Genomic DNA, 16,982 nt, shown 5'->3' on the forward strand with positions numbered 1-16,982 from the left:
GTTCGACTAGGATGGTTTCCAAATGACAATCGTTATCAACAGGCTTGCGATGGTATTGCTGGCATCGCTCTTGGCAACGGGGGCCGCCCCGGCGCAGGAAGCGACGATGGCCAAACAACCGATCGTCAAGCAACCGCGCCTGTCTCCGCTGATCGTCATCGCGCATCGCGGCGCGAGCGGGCTGAGGCCTGAGCATACCATTGCCGGCTATACGCTGGCGATCGAGCAGGGCGCGGATTTCATCGAGCCCGATCTGGTGCTGACCAAGGACAATGTGTTCGTCGCGCGGCACGAGAATAATATCACCGAGACAACGGATGTTGCCAGGCATGCCGAGTTTGCCGATCGCAAGACCAGCAAGACGATCGATGGCGAAAAGCATACCGGCTGGTTTACCGAGGATTTCACGCTTGCCGAGCTAAAGACGCTGCGCGCCAAGGAGCGGCTGCCGCTGCTGCGCCCCGACAGCGCCAAATATGACGGCCAGTTCACTGTGCCGACACTGGACGAGGTGATCGCGCTGGCCAAGAAGCACAAGGTGGGGATCTACCCCGAAACCAAGCATCCGAGCTATTTCGCGTCGATCGGGCATCCGATGGAGGCGCGCCTCGTCACCGAACTGAAAAAGGCCGGGTGGGACAATGCCGATGCACCGGTGTTCATCCAGTCGTTCGAAGTCGATAATCTCAAGCGGCTGAAGGGCATGACCACGGTCAAGCTGATCCAGCTGATGGCGTCGAGCGGCGGGCCGGCGGATGGCGCGGCGGCAAGCTATCAGGCGATGATCACGCCGGCGGGGCTGCAGGCGATCGCGGCTTATGCGTACGGCATTGGGCCGAGCAAGGACATGGTGGTCGATGGCACGCTGGTTTCCGCGGCGCATGGCGCGGGCCTGCGCGTGCATCCCTGGACGTTCCGCGCGGAGAATTATTTCCTGCCGGCGAAATATTGGTCGGGGATCAACCCGCGGGCGCATGGCCGGGTCGAGGAGGAAATCGCGCAGGCGATCAACGCGGGTGTTGATGGATATTTCACCGATTTTCCCGCTATAGGGGTGGCTGCCCGCGCCGCTGCGGCCAAGGAACAATGATCATGCGCAAATCCCTGCTCGTCGCCCTGCTGCCGTTGCTCGCTGGGGGCTGCATCAGCACCGTCGGCAAGGTGGTGACCGCGCCGGTCCGGATCGTCAGCAAGGGCGTCGACTGGACCACCACGAGCCAGTCCGAAGCGGATCGCAATTACGGCAAGAAGATGCGCAAGGCCGAGGAGCGCGAAGGCAAGGAGCGCAAAGCGGCGGAGAAAGCGTGTCGCAAGAATCCGGATGAGTGCCGGCCATATGACGGGTATCGCGCGGGGCAGTAGGTCTTCCGTCATCCCGGACTTGATCCGGGATCCAACGCGCCGCACGCGATGCGCCAACCCCCTGACGGCAACACCAAGCCGCTTGTTGGATCCCGGACCAAGTCCGGGATGACGAAATTAGCTGCGGCTCCCGATCGCGGTCGAGCGGACGGGAAGCGGCGCGGCGACCTCCGCGCTCGCGCCACACCAGCCCGCGACCCGAGCAGCGACAGGATCGTCAACGCGGCGCGCGGCAGCTCGGCTGCCCAGATCGCTTTAGAGGGAGGCAGGTCGGACATACGGTCATTTCCTGCGGCATCCTTGCTGTGATATGACACATTGATGGCCAACGATACGCATGTTCTAGACGCTTCCCCCGCTGCCGATTGGACGATCCCGCAGGATTGGTCGCATTACACGGCCGAGGACCATGCGACCTGGGATACCTTGTTCGCGCGGCAATCGAAACTGCTGCCCGGGCGCGCATCCAACGCCTATCTGCGCGGGCTCGATGTGCTCAAGCTCAGCAAGCCCGGCATCCCTGACTTTGCCGAGCTTTCCGAGCGGCTCATGAAGCTGACCGGGTGGCAGGTCGTGGCGGTGCCCGGGCTGGTGCCGGACGATGTGTTCTTCGATCACATGGCCAATCGGCGTTTTGTGGCGGGCAATTTTATCCGTCGGCCCGATCAGCTCGATTATCTGCAGGAGCCGGACGTTTTCCACGACGTGTTTGGGCATGTGCCGATGCTCGCCGATCCGGTGTTCGCCGATTATCTCGAGGCCTATGGCCGCGGCGGACAACGCGCGCTGGGGCTGGAGGCGCTGAAGTATCTCGGGCGGCTCTATTGGTATACGGTGGAATTCGGGCTGATTGCGGAGCCGGAAGGGTTGCGCATCTATGGCTCGGGGATCGTGTCGAGCTTTGCCGAATCCCGCTTTGCGCTGGATGATGCCAGCCCCGACCGGATCGTGTTCGATCTCGCGCGGGTGATGCGCACCGAGTACCGGATCGACGATTTTCAGCAGAATTACTTCGTGATTCCGAGCTTCGATGAATTGCTGCGGCTGACCGTCGAGACCGATTTCGCGCCGCTGTATGAAGAGCTGAAGACGCAGCCGGATATCGCGGTGGCGACGGTGCTGCCCGAGGACCAACTGGTGACGCGGGGGACGCAGGCGTACGCGCTGGCCAAGGCTTGACGGTCTTCGCATGCGTCACCCCAGCGCATGCTGGGGTCTACTGCGGCCCCCGTTCTGCATTCGCCGCTTGAGATCCCAGCTTTCGCTGGGATGACGGGCGGTTTACAGATCCAGCGCCCAGCCGTCGCGGCCCCTGGGGTCGATCGGTGCGATCGGCACATAGCGTGTCGCGCCGGCCGACAGGTGCAGGATGGTCCAGTCGCCGCGGCGGTCCAGCGCTTCCAGCGCGCAACCACAGGCCTCGAACGCGGCGACCACGGCGTCGCGCTGCGTGTCGAGCAGCCCGGCGAGGATAACGGTCGCGTCCGGCGTGGCGATCGCGGCGAGTTCCGGTGCCATCGAGACGAGCGGGCCGGCCAGGATATTGGCGATGATCAGATCGTATGGCGCGCGCGCGGTGATCGCATCGTCGAGCGTGCCATCGGCAACGATCAGGTCGATGCGGGCGATGTCGTTGGTGACCGCATTTTCCTGCGTAACGTGGACTGCCGCGGGATCGATGTCGGTGGCCATGATGCGCGCGTCGGGCCACAGATGCGCGGAGGCGAAGGCGAGCAGCCCGGTGCCGGTGCCGATATCGATGATGTTGGCGAAGCGCTGGTCGGCGAGGCCATCGAGCATCTTGAGGCAGCCGCTGGTGGTGGCGTGATGCCCCGTGCCGAAGGCGTTGCCGGCATCGATCAGGAAGGCGCGGCCGCCGGCGGGTGGGGCCACCGGATGCGCGCTGGTATGGACGACGAAGCGACCCTCCGCGATCGGCTCCAGCCCGGCCTGGCTGAGCGTCACCCAATCCTCCGCCATCAGCGGTTCGATCTGCGGCGCGGCACCGGCGGCGCTCGGCACCAACGCCTGGAGTGCGGCGATCATCGCCGCGCCGGGTTCGTGCTCGCTATAGGCGTCGAGCCGCCAGGTCTCGACATCGTCCTCGACCGTCTCGGTGGTCATGATCACCGCATCGATGGCGAGATCATCCGCCGCGTCGATCGCCTCGGCCTCGGCCCGCGTGCAGGGCAGGGTCACTTTCCACGACTCAACGGACATAGGATGCTCCGTTCACGTCGATCACGCCGCCGGTCATCGAGGGTGGTGCGTCGAGCGCGAGGAACCTGACCGCCGCGGCCACTTCGTCCGGTTGCGCGACACGCCCCAGGGGAATGTTGGCCAGCAATGTGTCGCCGCCGCGGCTGGACAGATACTCCTCGGCCATGCCGGTCATGGTGAAGCCGGGGCATACCGCAAAGGCGAGAATGCCCTCGGCCGCGTAGCCGCGCGCGATGCTCTTGGTCATTGCCACCATCCCCGCCTTGGAGGCGGCATAATGCCAGTGGGCGGGGGAATCGCCGCGATAGGCGGCACGGCTGGCGACGTTGACGATGCGACCGGATGCGCCACGCTCTTGCCAGTGCGCCACTGCGAGGCGACACAGTTCGGCCGAGGCGGTGAGGTTGATGCGCATCGTGCGCTCCCATTCGGCGACCCAGTCGTCATGCGGGCGATCGATCGGGTTGGCGTCGAAGATGCCGGCATTGTTGATCAGCACGTCGATCGTGCCGCCGCCCTGGTCGAGCGCGGCGTGCCACAGCGTCTGTGGCGCGGCGGGATCGCTGAAATCGGCCGGGATGCCGCTGGCGGTGCCGTGGCCGATCACGGTTACACCGGGCTGATCGAGCGTGGCGGCGATCGCGGCGCCGATGCCGCGGCTGCTGCCGGTCAGGAGGATGTTGGTCATGGGGCACCCCTATCCGGTCACGCGGCGCGAAGTCGAGTAGCGCCGAGGTTGGTGAGGCGGAGGCGCAGTGTCGGGAAGGGCATAGCCGGGGTCGGGATGGTGGGCGCTGACGCCTGTTCTCCAAGATCGGTGCTTCGCCCTCACTCTTCCGCGCTGCGTGCTCCCTCCCTCTCCCGACGGGAGAGGGAATTGGTCAGGCGGCGTTCTCCGAAAACTGGTTGGCGGCAGTTTTCAGCGTGTCGAGGCGATCGTTGACCTCGGCGAAGTCGCGTTCCAGCGCGTCGATCTCGCTGGCGACGTTTTCGGTGTCCTGGCGAATGATCGCGATCGTGCCCGACATCGAATCCGCCGCCAGCGCGGTTTCATCGACCGCGGCAGTGATCGCCGTGACAGTGAGCGCCTGCATCTCCATCGCAACGCGGATGCGGTCCGCGCTGGAGCAGACTTCGACGACGGTATCCTTGATACTGGCATTGGTGGCGACCGTGGAGCGTGTGGCGGATTGGATCGCGGCAATCTTGCCGGCGATGTCGTCGGTGGCGCGCGCCGTTTGATTGGCGAGCGATTTCACTTCCTGCGCAACGACCGCGAAGCCGCGCCCGGCATCGCCCGCCCGCGCCGCCTCGATCGTGGCGTTCAGCGCGAGCAGATTGGTCTGCCCGGCGATTTCGCGGATCAGCCCGAGGATCGATTCGATCGACTGGGCATGCCCGCTCAGCGTTTCCGACATGCCGACGGCGTGCCCCGCCTGCACCGCCGCGCGCTCGGCAATATCGGTGGCAGCATCCACTTCGCTGCGCGCTTCCTCGATCGCGCGGATCAGCCCGGCGGCGGTATGCGCAGCCTCGCGCATGGCGACGGCGGACTGTTCCGCTGCCGAGGCGACATCGGATGTCTTGCCCAGCACGCTACGCGTGGACAGCGCCGCGCCGCGCGCCGAGGTGCGGATATGCGTGCCGAGCCGCGCGGTGCCGTCGATCGACTGCGCGATATTCTCGCTGAACGCGGCCGAGCGCGCCTGCCGTTCCTCGCGCAAGTGCGCCGCATCGCATTGGCCGAGATGCGTCGCCATCACATCGGCTTCGACCAAGGCCAGGCGCTGGACGATATCGGCGAGATGATTGAGCCGCGCGCGATCATTCAGCCGTTCGGCGAGCAGCGCGAGCGTTTTGCTGTGCGCCGCGCTGAGCGCGGAAAGCAAGGCGGGCAGCGGCACCCCGGCCTCATAGGCTTCGGTGGCGTGGCTCACCGCCATCGTGCGCCAGCCATCGCCGAACGGATCGGCATATTTGGCATAGCTGTAGCGCGCGCTTTTGGCGATGCGCCGCGCCAGTATCTCGGGCTCGAACACATGGCGCACATGGCTGGTGGACGGTAGCGCGATATAGTGATGCCAGAAGGCGGCGGAGATGACGGCTTCGGATCCCGCGATCAGCGCGGAAATTTCCGCGCTCGCGGCGCGCACCGTGCCATCCCAATCATAATCGGCGATACGCTCAGCGGCCGTGCGCGCGCCGCCACTCCAGCCGCCCAGCAGGTCGCCACGGTCCTCTGTCATTCGCCGCTCGCGTCGCACAATGTCTATCCCCTCGCCCGTGTCATGCCGCGACTTTGGCGACGAATTCGCCCGCGCTGTTTTTCAGCATGCTAAGCCGTCCCGCCAGCGTATCAAAGCCTCTGCCGACAAGGTCAATTTCGGAGGCGACCGTTTCGGTGTCCTCGCGGATCGCGGCGATCGTATTGGACATCGAATCCGCCGCGAGCGCGGTTTCGTCGACCGCCGCGGTGATGGCCGTCACGGTCTGTGCCTGCGCCTCCATCGCATTACGAATGCGGTCGGCGCTTTCCTGCACCTCGGCCACTATCGTCTTGATGCTGGCATTGGTGTCGACGGTCGAGCGGGTGGCGGACTGGATCGCGGCGATCTTGGCGGCGATGTCGTCGGTGGCGCGCGCCGTCTGGCTGGCGAGCGATTTCACTTCCTGCGCGACGACCGCAAAGCCGCGCCCGGCATCGCCGGCGCGCGCCGCCTCGATCGTGGCGTTCAGCGCGAGCAGATTGGTCTGCCCGGCGATATTGCGGATCAGCCCAAGGATCGATTCGATCGATTTGGCGTGATCGCTCAGCGTTTCCGACATGCCGACGGCGATGCCGGCCTGGCCCGACGCGCGCGTGGCGATCTCACGCGCGGCTTCCACTTCGCTGCGGGCATCCTCGATCGCGCGAATCAGCCCGGCGGCGGTATGCGCGGCTTCCCGCATCGCAACGGCAGACTGCTCGGCGGCGGCGGCGACTTCGCTGGTTTTGCCCAGCATGCCGCGCGCCGCGCTGGACGTGCGCGACGATTGGCCGCGCAACACAGCGCCTTCTTCGGTGGCATCCTCGACCATCGTGGCAATGCCATCGCGAAAGTCGCTGGCCAGCTGATCGCGCTCGCGCTGCGCCGAATGCTGGCGAAACGCGTTATAGATTTCGATCGTGATGTCGCTTTCCAAACCGCTGAGGCGCAGCACGGTATCGATCAAGCTCGGCAGGCGCGGATCGCTGGTCGGCACTTCCTGCAGCAGGATCTGCATCGCCGCGCGGTCACTGGCGCAGGTCATCGAGAGCAGCGCCATGGTCGAAACCCCGGCGGCATAGCCCGAGGCGACCGACCGCTCCATCGATTCGACCCAGGCGTGGCCGCTGACATGGCAAAAGCGATGGCGCAGATAAGCGACACCCAATTCGAGCATCTTTTCTTCATGATGCGGTTGCCACTCGGGCTCACCCGGATTGGCCAGGCGCCATTGCTGCCAGAAGGCGCGGGCCAGCGCCGGGGCGTGCGGCTCGAGGATCTCCCAAGCCGCCCGCCCGCCGGCTTCCAGCGTGCGTTCGGCATCGAAGGCGCGCAGCCGGGCCTGCATGTCGATCGTCGCGGCGATCGCGCCGGGGAGGGGCAGGGGAACGGGAGGGGATGTGTGGTGCAAGTCTAGACTCCGGTAGGCAGTGTGGCTTTGGGCCGTTGCGCAACCGAAATAGCGCGGATTGATTAAGGCCGAGTAAGGGACGAAGCGCGTGCACGCCCTTGCATCACCGCAGATGCCGACTAATACGGCGGCGACGCCCGTGTCTGGGCCCGCGTGAGGACTAAACCTTGGCCAGCAAAGCTACGAACCGCCCGCTCAGCCCGCACTTGATGCATGTGCGCTGGCCGATCAACATGATGGTCTCGATCGTCCACCGCGCCACCGGCAGCGGGATGGCGACGGTCGGGACGGCGCTGTTGGTTTGGTGGCTGGCGGCATTGGCGGCGGGCAAGGAAAGCTACGATTATTTCATGTCGTGGTTCACCGGCGATTGGGCGGTGCTGGGTTATGTCGTCGCGGTCGGTCTCACGCTGTCGCTGTTCCAGCATATGGCCTCCGGCGTGCGCCATTTCGTGATGGATGTCGGGGCGAATTATGAACTCAAGGGCAACAAGACGAGCGCTTGGGCCACGATCGCCTTCTCGGTGACCGTGACCGTGCTGTACTGGGCCTATGTGACGATGGGGAAGTAAGATGCGGCACGGCACCCCTCTCGGCCGCGTGCGCGGCCTCGGCAGCGCGAAGCAAGGCACGCAGCATTGGTGGCATCAACGGCTCACCGCAGCGGCGAATCTGTTTCTGACGCTGTGGTTCCTGTTCGCCATCGCGCAGGCGCCGGGCTATGATTTCGATAGTATCCGCTTGTGGATGTCGTCGGCCTGGGTGGCGATGCCGCTCGTGCTGCTGATCGTTTCCGTTTTCTATCACTTCCGCATTGGATTGCAGGTAGTGATCGAGGATTATCAGCATGGCGAAAGCCGCGTGTTGCTGATGATCCTGCTCAACTTCTTCACCTTTGCGACCGCCGCGGTCGCCATCGTCTCGATCCTCAAGATCGCGTTCACCGGGGTGCCCAAGTAATGGCCGAAGCGTATAAGATTATTGACCACGTCTATGACGCCGTCGTCGTCGGTGCGGGTGGCTCGGGCCTCCGCGCGGTGATGGAATGCGCGCAGAACGGGTTGAAGACCGCGTGCATCACCAAGGTGTTCCCGACGCGCAGCCACACTGTGGCGGCACAGGGCGGAATCGCCGCGAGCCTGGGCAACAATTCGCCCGATCACTGGACCTGGCACATGTACGACACCGTCAAGGGGTCGGACTGGCTGGGTGACCAGGATGCGATCGAATATATGGTGCGCGAGGCCCCGGCCGCCGTCTACGAGCTGGAACATGCCGGCGTGCCGTTCAGCCGCAACGAGGACGGCACGATCTATCAGCGCCCGTTCGGCGGGCACATGCAGAATATGGGCGAAGGCCCCCCCGTGCAGCGCACCGCGGCGGCGGCCGATCGCACCGGCCACGCCATGCTCCACGCGCTGTATCAGCAGAGCCTGAAGTATGACGCGGATTTCTACGTCGAATATTTCGCGCTCGATCTGATCATGGAAAATGGCGTGTGCAAGGGCGTGATCGCTTTGTGCATGGACGATGGCTCGATCCACCGTTTCCGCTCGCATCAGGTGGTGCTGGCGACCGGCGGTTATGGTCGCTGCTATTTCTCGGCGACCTCGGCGCATACCTGCACCGGCGATGGCAACGCCATGGTGCTGCGCGCCGGGCTGCAGCTGCAGGACATGGAGTTCGTGCAGTTCCACCCGACCGGCATTTACGGTGCGGGCGTGCTGATCACCGAGGGCGCGCGCGGCGAGGGCGGCTATCTGACCAATTCGGAAGGCGAGCGCTTCATGGAGCGCTATGCGCCAAGCGCCAAGGATCTCGCCAGCCGTGACGTCGTCTCGCGCTCGATGGCGATGGAGATGCGCGAAGGCCGCGGCGTGGGCAAGAATGGCGACCATATCTGGCTGCATCTCGATCATATCGATCCCAAGGTGCTGCACGAGCGGCTGCCGGGCATCACCGAGACGGGCAAGATCTTTGCTGGTGTCGATCTGACGCGCCAGCCGCTGCCGGTGACGCCGACGGTGCATTACAACATGGGCGGCATCCCGACCAATTATCACGGCGAAGTCGTGCAGATGCGCGGTGGCGATCCCGATGCCGTGGTGCCGGGCCTGTTCGCGGTGGGCGAGGCGGCATGCGTTTCGGTCCACGGCGCCAACCGCCTGGGCTCCAACTCGCTGATCGATCTCGTGGTGTTCGGCCGCGCAACGGGCAAGCGCATTGCCGAGATCATGAAGCCGGGCACGGCGCATGATCCTGTGGTGAAGGCCGCGGACGAGTTCGCGCTCGGCCGGCTCGATCATTTCCGCAACGCCAAGGGCGGTTCGCCGACGGCGGGGATCCGCCTGGAGATGCAGCGCACGATGCAGAAGCATTGCGCGGTGTTCCGCGACAATGCCTTGCTCGCCGAAGGGCAGAGCAAGATTGCGGCGATCTATCAGCAGCTCGGCGATGTCGGGATCGTCGATCGCTCGCTGATCTGGAACACCGATCTGGTCGAAACGCTTGAGCTCGATAACCTGGTCGCCCAGTCGGTGGTGACGATGGAGTCGGCCGCCAATCGCCAGGAATCTCGCGGCGCGCACGTCAACGAGGATTTCCCCGATCGCGACGATGCGAACTGGATGAAGCATTCGACGGTGACGTTCGATGGCTGGGGCGGGAAGGGCGGCACCTCGACGCTCGGGCTGCGCCCGGTGCACGACTACACGCTCACCGACGATGTCGAGTATATCAAGCCGAAGAAGCGGGTTTATTGATCGAGTGATGTTCGCTGCCGGGTTTCTAGTCAGGCGGCGAACATCTCGGTCAGGACGCGTAGAACTTCACCAAGGGTAGGATTGTTTACCTTGCCCATGCGCTTGACAAGCCGTGCGCGGTCGATCGTGCGCATCTGATCCGGCAGGATCAGCCCGTCTTTGCCTTTGAAATTGACCGCGAGGCGGAATGGGGCTGGGTGACTGCCGGTAGTGAGCGGTGCAACGATTGCCGTCCGCAGATGGGCGTTGAGCTCGTCCGGGGAGATGATCAGGCAGGGTCTGGTTTTCTGAATTTCGCCGCCCACGGTAGGGTCAAGCGCGGCCAGCCAGATCTCGCCGCGCCTCACCATTGCAGATCGTGGTCACCTTGATTGCCGAACGCCTGCCAGTCCGCTTCTTCCGAACCGTCCGAGAGTGCCATTGCTGCTGCGCTGGTGGCCCAACCGGCGCGCGTTGGCGTCGTGATCGGGGTGACGATCAGCCGCCCGTCCTCTACGCGCAGATCCATCGCGGCACCGGCCGCTACCCCGATCTCGCCGAGGATGGAGCGCGGCACGATCATGCCGGTCGAGTTACCCATTTTGCGGAGCGCTGTCTGCATGGCTCTCGCCTATCACACCTGATCCGTTACCACAATGTTGTAACGGATCTGCGAATGCCTTTAGCCTTTAGACACCTCGCACCTTGCTCAGTGTCATGCCCGCAGTGATCGCCTCCACGTCGGTCTTGAGATGCAGCAGACGCACGCCTTTCTCCGTCATCGCGCGATCGAGCGCGGGGGCGAAGGCGGCGGTGGTTTCGACGGTATCGGCCCAGCAACCATAGGCGCGGGCGAGCGCCGCGAAATCGGGATTGTGCAGCCGCGTGCCACTGACCCGGCCGGGGAATTCGCGTTCCTGGTGCATGCGGATCGTGCCGTACCAGCCATTGTCGATCACCAGGACGAGCATGTCCGCGCCGTGCGCGACCGCGGTGGCGAGTTCCTGCCCGTTCATCAGGAAGCAACCGTCGCCGGCCAGCGCAACGACGGTGCGGCCGGGGTGGCGCAGCGCGGCGGCAGTGGCGGCGGGGACGCCATAGCCCATCGCGCCGGCGGTGGGTGCAAGTTGCGTGCCGGGGCCGGCATAGCGCCAATAACGATGCCACCAACCGCTATAATTGCCCGCGCCGTTGCAGATGATGCTGTCGGCGGGAAGCATCTCGCGCATCGCGGCGACGCACGGGCCGAGATCGAGCGTCAGGTCCCGCGGGGCGGGGGTGGACCAGGCGCGATACTCGGCGTGCGCTTCGTCGCCCGCGGTGATCGCGGGGTGCTCGGCCCCCAGCATTTCCATCAGATTGGTAAAGCGCTCGATATCGGCGCAGATCGACAGATCGGCGCGGAACGTGCTGTTGAGCTCAACCGGATCGGGATGGACGTGGATCAGCGACTGGCCGGGATGATCGGGCGTGACCAGCGTATAGCCATCGGTGGTCGCTTCGCCCAGGCGCGCGCCGAGCACGATCAGCAGGTCCGCCTCGCGCACCCGCGCCGCCAACTGGGGATTGGGGCCATAGCCAAGATTGCCGGCATAAACCGGGCAATCGTTGGCGACGGCGTCCTGGCGCCGGAACGCGGCGACCAGCGGGATACCCGACCCTACACCAAAGGCTTCGACCGCCGTGGCGGTATGCGCGCTCCAGCCGGCGCCGCCGATGATGGCGACGGGGCGCCTGGCCGCCTTCAGCATATCGTTGGCGGTACTGGCTGCTTCGATCAGTGCGTCCTGCTCGACGCGGTTGACGCGCGGGCGGTCGATCGCTTCGACCACGTCGAGCAACATGTCTTCGGGCAACGCCAGCACGACGGGGCCAGGCCGCCCGTTCATCGCGGTGGCATAAGCGCGCGCGACATATTCGGGGATGCGCGCCGCGTCATCGACCTTGGCGGCCCATTTAGCGATCGGCGCGAACATCGCGGGAAAATCGATTTCCTGAAAGGCTTCGCGATCCTTGGTGCCGCGATCGACATCGCCGATAAACAGGATCATCGGCTGACTGTCCTGCATGGCGACATGCACGCCGATCGAGGCGTTGGTCGCGCCCGGGCCGCGCGTGACGAAAGCGATGCCCGGGCGCCCGGTCAGCGCGCCATCCGCGCACGCCATGAAACCGACGCCGCCTTCCTGGCGGCACACGACGAGATCGATCGCGGGCGTGTCATGCAGTGCATCGAGCACGGCGAGGAAGCTTTCCCCCGGCACGGTGAAGAGGCGATCGCAGCCTTGTGCGACGAGCTGATCGACCAGGATGCGGCCGCCGGTACGGGGAGTGTTCATGCGGCGATGTTAGTCGCACGATCGGCGCTTGGGTAGGGGAGCGGAATGTCGGGATATTTTACATATCGTGAAGACGAGCCGCTACGTTAACCATTGTGAACGCTGCAAACCCGTGCCGCTTGATAATTGGCATGTGATCTGCAAGGTACTGAGCAGCCGAGCGTTTCCACGCTTCAGCAGGGCGGGCCAGCTTCACCACGGTGTCGAGCAGACCCGCCCGCACCCGGCTTCTTTGCGATATACCAATACCAACGCGCACCGAACTCAGGCATGCCTTGCAAGCATGCAGTTTACGTCACGCCGGGGGAGTCTCAAGTGACTCGTGTCCCGCGCCGGGTGCACGAGATCCCAGCTTTCGCTGGGATGACGATGGGGTCAGGAGCGCAGCCGGCCTTACGCCGCGCTGATACCCTGATCCTTGAACAGCTGCGCAAGCTCGCCGCTCTCGTACATTTCCATCATGATGTCCGATCCGCCGACGAATTCGCCCTTCACATAGAGCTGCGGGATGGTCGGCCAGTCGGAGAATTCCTTGATGCCCTGGCGCACGCCCTGATCCTGCAATACGTCCACGCTGTCATATTTGGCGTTCAGATGATCGAGGATCGCGATCGCGCGGCTGCTGAAGCCGCACTGCGGGAACAGCGGGCTGCCCTTCATGAACAGCAGGACATCGCTCTGCGCGACCAGGGCGGCGATACGGGCTTGAGCGTCATCGTTCGGTACGGGGGTCATGTGGGAAACTCCAACTATTCAGGGAGGGCGGTGGTGAGCTGCAGCGCATGGAGCACGCCACCCATCCGGCCGCCCAGCGCGGCATAGACCGCCTGGTGTTGCTTGATGCGTGAGGTGCCGCGGAAGCTCTCTGCCGTCACGCGCGCGGCATAATGATCGCCGTCGCCGGCGAGATCGGTGATCACCACCTGCGCATCGGGGATGCCGCCGACGATCAACGCTTCGATTTCTGCTGCCGCCATCGTCATGATGCTATTCCGACTGCATGAGCTGGCGACGCGCATCGACGGTCTTTTCGTCGATCGCCAGGCGCACCGCGCCTTCGTCAATCTCGACCCCGGCGGCGGTCAGATCGCTGATCAGCTTGCGTATCACATCCTCGTCGCCGGCTTCCTCGAAATCGGCCTGCACGACCGCCTTGGCATAGGCGTCGGTTTCTTCCGCGGTGAGCTTCATCTGCTCCGCGGCCCATTGCCCAAGCAAACGATTGCGCCGCGCCGTGACTCGGAAATGCATTTCCTCATCACGGGCATATTTGGTTTCGAACGCGCGCTCGCGATCATCGAACGTGGTCATGTGGTGCGTCCCCTGGGTCTCAAGCTCTGCTGCTGGAGATAGGGCGGGGCGGCCGGAGGCGCAACCTAAAGGCCGCGGGCATGTGCCACCCCCAGTCCGCTACCTCGGACCAGATGCGAAGCGACAGTTCGCTCAGTCGGCGACCGTCACAACCAATTTCCCAATCGCCGCGCGTGCCGCCATCTTGGCGATGGCCTTGCCGCCATCCTCGAACGCAAAGGTCTCCGTCACGCGCGGCGCGATCTTGCCCTCGGCCCACAGGCGGAACAGCGTGTCGATATGCGCGGCGTTGGCATGCGGATCACGCGCGGCGAAGGCGCCCCAGAACACGCCGCAGACATCGCAGCTCTTGAGCAGGGTCAGGTTGAGCGGCAATTTGGGAATGCCGGCGGGGAAGCCAACGACGAGATAGCGGCCTTCCCAGCCGATCGAGCGCAACGCCGGCTCGGCATAATCGCCGCCGACCGGATCGTAGATCACGTTATAACCGGTCTTGCCGCAGGCGGCCTTGAATTGCTCGGCCAGCGCCTTGGATTGATCGCGGTCAAACGGCGCGCGGGCATAGACGATCGTCTCGTCGGCACCGGCGTCCTTCGCGACCGCTGCTTTCTCGTCCGAGGACACCGCGGCGACGACGCGCGCGCCGAATGCCTTGCCGAGCTCGATCGCCGCCAGCCCGACGCCGCCGGCGGCGCCCAGCACGAGCAGCGTCTGGCCCTCTTTCAGATGCCCGCGATCGAGCAGCGCGTGGATCGTCGTGCCATAGGTGAGGATCAGCGCCGCGCCCTCGGCAAAGCTGCGGCCTTCGGGCAGCGCATAAAGCTTGTCGGCCTGGACGACCACTTTCTCGACCAGCCCGCCATGGCCGACCATGCCGATCACGCGATCACCGATCTGCCACTGCGTTACGCCTTCGCCAAGCGCCGCGACCACGCCGGCAATCTCGCCGCCGGGCGCAAACGGGCGCTGCGGCTTGAACTGATATTTGTCCTCGATGATCAGCACATCGGGATAATTGATCGAGCAGGCCTTCACGGTGACCAGCACCTGGCCCGGCCCGGCCACCGGATCGGGCAGCTCATCCAGAACTAGAGTTTCAGGTCCGCCCGGCGCCGTCGACAAAAGTGCTCGCATGTGCCCGTTCTCCGCTCATCCACGGCCGGTGCTCGTTTACCCCGGCTTCGTATTTCGAAATCTGGGTATCTCTTGCCAGCGTCAGGCCGATCTCGTCCAGCCCTTCCATCAGGCATTGGCGGCGAAAGGCGTCGAGTTCGAACGGGAAGCGGTCCTGGAACGGGGTGGTGACGGTCATCGTCTCGAGATCGACGGTCACGGTGTCCGTCTTGGCGACCTCCACCAGCCGGTCGACCGCGTCCTGCGGCAGCACCACGGGGATGATGCCGTTCTTGAATGCATTGCCCGAGAAGATGTCGGAAAAGCTCGGTGCGATCACCGCGGTGATGCCCATATCGGCGAGCGCCCAGGCGGCATGTTCGCGGCTCGATCCGCAACCGAAATTGTCGCCCGCGATCAGCACGGGGGCACCAGCGTAGCGCGGATCATCGAAGATGTTGCCGGGATCGGCGCGTACCGTCTCGAACGCGCCTTTGCCCAGCCCGGTGCGCGTGATCGTCTTCAGCCAATGTGCCGGGATGATCACATCGGTATCGATATTCTTCGCGCCCCACGGATAGGCGCGCCCGGAAACCTGTTTGACCGGCTGCATGATCTAGCGCGTCGCGGCTACTGTCGGTGCCGGCGCATAAGCGGTCGCAGCATAAGCGGCGACGCCACTGATCACGGTGCCGGCGATCAGAACAACCAAAACACGTTTCATGCGGCATTTCCCATCAGATCGCGAACGTCGATCAACCGCCCGGTCACCGCGGCGGCGGCGGCCATGGCGGGCGATACCAGATGCGTCCGCGCACCTGGCCCCTGCCGACCTACGAAATTGCGGTTGGATGTGGAAGCGCAGCGGAGACCGGGCGGTACTTTATCGGGGTTCATCGCCAGGCACATCGAGCAGCCGGGCTCGCGCCATTCAAATCCGGCGGCGGTGAAGATGCGATCGAGGCCCTCGGCCTCGGCCTGGCGCTTGACCAGCCCCGAGCCGGGGACGACCAGGGCGCGCACGCCTTCCGCCACCGAGCGTCCCTGGGCGACGGCGGCGGCGGCGCGCATATCCTCGATCCGGCTGTTGGTGCAACTGCCGATGAACACATAATCGACGCCGATATCCTGCATCGCGGTGCCGGGAGTCAGCCCCATGTAATCGAGCGACTTTTGCGCCGCGACGCGCTTGGCGGGATCGGCGAAGCTTTGCGGATCTGGGACATGCCCGGTGATCGGCACGACGTCTTCGGGGCTGGTGCCCCAGGTCAGCGCGGGCGCGATCTGGCTGGCGTCGAGCGTGACGACGCGGTCGTACGCTGCACCGGCATCGCTCGGCAGCGTGCGCCAATACGCTACCGCCGCATCCCAATCCACCCCCTTGGGGGCCATGGGGCGGTCCTTCAAGTAGGCGAAGGTCTTGTCATCGGGCGCGATCAGCCCGGCGCGCGCGCCCGCCTCGATCGACATGTTGGCGATGGTCAGCCGGCCCTCGATCGAGAGGTTGCGGATCACCTCGCCGGTGAATTCGATGACGTGGCCCGTGCCGCCCGCCGCGCCGATCTTGCCGATGATGCTGAGGATCACGTCCTTGGCCGACACGCCGAAGCCGAGCGTGCCATCGACGCGGATCTCCATCGTCTTGGCCGGGGTGAGCAGCAGCGTCTGCGTGGCAAGCACATGCTCGACCTCGCTGGTGCCGATGCCGAACGCCAGCGCGCCCAGCGCGCCGTGCGCCGACGTATGGCTGTCGCCGCAGACGAGCGTGGTACCGGGCAATGTGAAGCCCTGTTCGGGGCCGACGACATGGACAATGCCCTGCGCTGCGGCGGTGGCATCGATATAGTCGATGCCGAACTCGGCGGTGTTGCGGCGCAGCGCATCGAGCTGCGCAGCGCTTTCCTTGTCGGCGATCGGCAGCTCGCGGCCCTGCGCATCGACGCGCGCGCTGGTGGGCAGATTGTGATCGGGCACGGCAAGCGTCAAATCTGGGCGACGCACCCGGCGGTTGGCGACGCGCAGCCCTTCGAACGCCTGCGGGCTGGTCACTTCGTGGACGAGGTGACGATCGATATAGATCAGGCACGTGCCATCATCGCGCCGCTCGACGACGTGGTTCGCCCAGATCTTTTCGTACAGGGTTTGGGGGTTATGGGCCATGATAGTTGCGCATTTACGCTGTTTGCGGAGCGGGGCAAGGGTGGCGTATCGCCGTTGCCGTCGCCCCAGCGCAGGCCGG

19 protein-coding genes are annotated in these 16,982 nt (G+C 64.9%); 6 read left to right on the plus strand and 13 right to left on the minus strand.

Translation table 11 applies throughout. The features are described from left to right. Nucleotides 1–22: 22 nt before the first annotated feature. The 3 genes from ABC969_RS13080 (at nucleotide 23) to phhA (ending at nucleotide 2,541) form a co-directional block, all read left to right on the plus strand. Nucleotides 23–1,090, plus strand: a complete 1,068-nt coding sequence (locus ABC969_RS13080) for a glycerophosphodiester phosphodiesterase (RefSeq protein WP_380807893.1) — start codon at nucleotides 23–25, stop codon at nucleotides 1,088–1,090. Continuing rightward, the gene (locus tag ABC969_RS13085) at nucleotides 1,087–1,362 is read left to right on the plus strand and encodes a hypothetical protein (protein WP_380807891.1); all 276 of its coding nucleotides are present in this window, start codon (nucleotides 1,087–1,089) and stop codon (nucleotides 1,360–1,362) included. Before ABC969_RS13080 ends, ABC969_RS13085 begins: the two co-directional genes overlap by 4 nt. 321 nt (nucleotides 1,363–1,683) lie before the next feature. Next, nucleotides 1,684–2,541, plus strand: coding sequence for a phenylalanine 4-monooxygenase (gene phhA / locus ABC969_RS13090; RefSeq protein ID WP_345865491.1), 858 nt, complete (start codon nucleotides 1,684–1,686; stop codon nucleotides 2,539–2,541). A gap of 102 nt (nucleotides 2,542–2,643) precedes the next feature. On the opposite strand, the gene ABC969_RS13095 is transcribed toward phhA, so the two are convergent. From ABC969_RS13095 to ABC969_RS13110, 4 genes are all read right to left on the minus strand, one after another. After that, nucleotides 2,644–3,582 (minus strand): 50S ribosomal protein L11 methyltransferase, encoded by a 939-nt coding sequence (locus ABC969_RS13095; protein WP_345865492.1) that lies wholly within the window; start codon nucleotides 3,580–3,582, stop codon nucleotides 2,644–2,646. Beyond that, entirely contained in the window at nucleotides 3,572–4,270 is a 699-nt protein-coding gene (locus ABC969_RS13100) for an SDR family NAD(P)-dependent oxidoreductase (protein WP_345865493.1), read from the minus strand. The genes ABC969_RS13095 and ABC969_RS13100 overlap by 11 nt, the downstream gene beginning before the upstream one ends. A gap of 193 nt (nucleotides 4,271–4,463) precedes the next feature. Then, complete coding sequence (locus ABC969_RS13105) at nucleotides 4,464–5,828, minus strand: methyl-accepting chemotaxis protein (RefSeq protein ID WP_345865495.1); 1,365 nt, start codon at nucleotides 5,826–5,828, stop codon at nucleotides 4,464–4,466. A gap of 40 nt (nucleotides 5,829–5,868) precedes the next feature. Then, entirely contained in the window at nucleotides 5,869–7,176 is a 1,308-nt protein-coding gene (locus tag ABC969_RS13110) for a methyl-accepting chemotaxis protein (RefSeq protein WP_345865857.1), read from the minus strand. Nucleotides 7,177–7,406: 230 nt separating this feature from the next. Here ABC969_RS13110 and sdhC point away from each other — a divergent pair, with 230 nt between their 5' ends. The 3 genes from sdhC to sdhA are packed head-to-tail and all read left to right on the plus strand — an operon-like array spanning nucleotide 7,407 to nucleotide 10,001. Further along, on the plus strand, nucleotides 7,407–7,811 hold the full coding sequence (sdhC, locus tag ABC969_RS13115; RefSeq protein WP_345865497.1) for a succinate dehydrogenase, cytochrome b556 subunit: 405 nt from the start codon (nucleotides 7,407–7,409) through the stop codon (nucleotides 7,809–7,811). Between the two features lies 1 nt (nucleotide 7,812). Then, nucleotides 7,813–8,199, plus strand: a complete 387-nt coding sequence (gene sdhD, locus ABC969_RS13120) for a succinate dehydrogenase, hydrophobic membrane anchor protein (RefSeq protein ID WP_345865499.1) — start codon at nucleotides 7,813–7,815, stop codon at nucleotides 8,197–8,199. After that, nucleotides 8,199–10,001 carry a succinate dehydrogenase flavoprotein subunit gene (sdhA, locus tag ABC969_RS13125; RefSeq protein ID WP_345865500.1) on the plus strand — a complete coding sequence of 601 codons (1,803 nt, stop codon included), beginning with the start codon at nucleotides 8,199–8,201 and terminating at the stop codon, nucleotides 9,999–10,001. The genes sdhD and sdhA overlap by 1 nt, the downstream gene beginning before the upstream one ends. Before the next feature lie 29 nt (nucleotides 10,002–10,030). Here the strand turns inward: sdhA and ABC969_RS13130 are convergent, their stop codons facing one another. From ABC969_RS13130 to leuC, 9 genes are all read right to left on the minus strand, one after another. Next, nucleotides 10,031–10,351: a type II toxin-antitoxin system PemK/MazF family toxin gene (locus ABC969_RS13130; protein ID WP_345865501.1), complete on the minus strand. Its 321-nt coding sequence runs from the start codon at nucleotides 10,349–10,351 to the stop codon at nucleotides 10,031–10,033. Then, complete coding sequence (locus ABC969_RS13135) at nucleotides 10,345–10,602, minus strand: AbrB/MazE/SpoVT family DNA-binding domain-containing protein (protein ID WP_345865502.1); 258 nt, start codon at nucleotides 10,600–10,602, stop codon at nucleotides 10,345–10,347. The genes ABC969_RS13130 and ABC969_RS13135 overlap by 7 nt, the downstream gene beginning before the upstream one ends. Nucleotides 10,603–10,669: 67 nt before the next feature. Then, nucleotides 10,670–12,319 carry a thiamine pyrophosphate-binding protein gene (locus ABC969_RS13140; RefSeq protein ID WP_345865503.1) on the minus strand — a complete coding sequence of 550 codons (1,650 nt, stop codon included), beginning with the start codon at nucleotides 12,317–12,319 and terminating at the stop codon, nucleotides 10,670–10,672. A gap of 393 nt (nucleotides 12,320–12,712) precedes the next feature. After that, on the minus strand, nucleotides 12,713–13,054 hold the full coding sequence (gene grxD, locus ABC969_RS13145) for a Grx4 family monothiol glutaredoxin (RefSeq protein WP_345865504.1): 342 nt from the start codon (nucleotides 13,052–13,054) through the stop codon (nucleotides 12,713–12,715). 14 nt (nucleotides 13,055–13,068) lie between these two features. Continuing rightward, nucleotides 13,069–13,302 carry a BolA/IbaG family iron-sulfur metabolism protein gene (locus tag ABC969_RS13150; protein ID WP_345865505.1) on the minus strand — a complete coding sequence of 78 codons (234 nt, stop codon included), beginning with the start codon at nucleotides 13,300–13,302 and terminating at the stop codon, nucleotides 13,069–13,071. A gap of 4 nt (nucleotides 13,303–13,306) precedes the next feature. After that, nucleotides 13,307–13,630, minus strand: coding sequence for a DUF1476 domain-containing protein (locus ABC969_RS13155; RefSeq protein WP_345865506.1), 324 nt, complete (start codon nucleotides 13,628–13,630; stop codon nucleotides 13,307–13,309). 132 nt (nucleotides 13,631–13,762) lie between these two features. Continuing rightward, nucleotides 13,763–14,764, minus strand: coding sequence for an NADPH:quinone oxidoreductase family protein (locus tag ABC969_RS13160; RefSeq protein ID WP_345865507.1), 1,002 nt, complete (start codon nucleotides 14,762–14,764; stop codon nucleotides 13,763–13,765). After that, nucleotides 14,727–15,356 (minus strand): 3-isopropylmalate dehydratase small subunit, encoded by a 630-nt coding sequence (gene leuD, locus ABC969_RS13165; protein WP_345865508.1) that lies wholly within the window; start codon nucleotides 15,354–15,356, stop codon nucleotides 14,727–14,729. The genes ABC969_RS13160 and leuD overlap by 38 nt, the downstream gene beginning before the upstream one ends. A gap of 107 nt (nucleotides 15,357–15,463) precedes the next feature. After that, nucleotides 15,464–16,903 carry a 3-isopropylmalate dehydratase large subunit gene (gene leuC, locus ABC969_RS13170; RefSeq protein WP_345865509.1) on the minus strand — a complete coding sequence of 480 codons (1,440 nt, stop codon included), beginning with the start codon at nucleotides 16,901–16,903 and terminating at the stop codon, nucleotides 15,464–15,466. Between the last annotated feature and the right edge of the window lie 79 nt (nucleotides 16,904–16,982).

Source organism: Sphingomonas qilianensis (assembly GCF_039614825.1).
Taxonomy (GTDB): Bacteria; Pseudomonadota; Alphaproteobacteria; order Sphingomonadales; family Sphingomonadaceae; genus Sphingomonas; species Sphingomonas qilianensis.